This window comes from Mycolicibacterium sp. XJ870, assembly GCF_053483975.1.
This window is the reverse complement of the sequence record NZ_JBEFTI010000022.1, coordinates 1-513: the sequence shown is the minus strand read 5'-3', so window position 1 is coordinate 513 and position 513 is coordinate 1. Positions and strand designations below refer to the sequence as shown.

Below are 513 nucleotides of genomic sequence, written 5' to 3'. Positions count from 1 at the left end.
GGTCCCACAACCCCGCACACACAACCCCTACCCGGTATCACATGCATACGGTTTAGCCATCCTCCGCTTTCGCTCGCCACTACTCACGGAATCACAATTGTTTTCTCTTCCTACGGGTACTGAGATGTTTCACTTCCCCGCGTTCCCCCCCAACGCCTATGTATTCAGCGTTGGGTGACACGACATCACTCGTGCCGGGTTTCCCCATTCGGACATCCTCGGATCCACGCTCGGTTGGCAGCTCCCCGAGGCATATCGCAGCCTCCCACGTCCTTCATCGGCTCCCAGTGCCAAGGCATCCACCATGCGCCCTTAAACACTTACAACACAAAAACCAAAAAATGAGTAAAAATTGCACATCGAACACACACAAAACCACCCCGAGAAAGAAAACTCTCTCAGAGAACTCTTGTATGCGAGATGCTCGCAACCACTATCCACAAATCAAACACCACACCCCACCACCAAAGTGGAGCAACAACACGCCGACCCCCGCAACCGGGAACCACCCCC

Annotated in this window: 1 rRNA gene; it reads right to left on the bottom strand. The window is 54.2% G+C overall.

Annotation, left to right across the window (positions count from 1 at the left end):
- Positions 1 to 326 (bottom strand): 23S ribosomal RNA (locus tag ABQF30_RS29540); the annotation flags it as partial.
- Positions 327 to 513 lie beyond the last annotated feature (187 nt).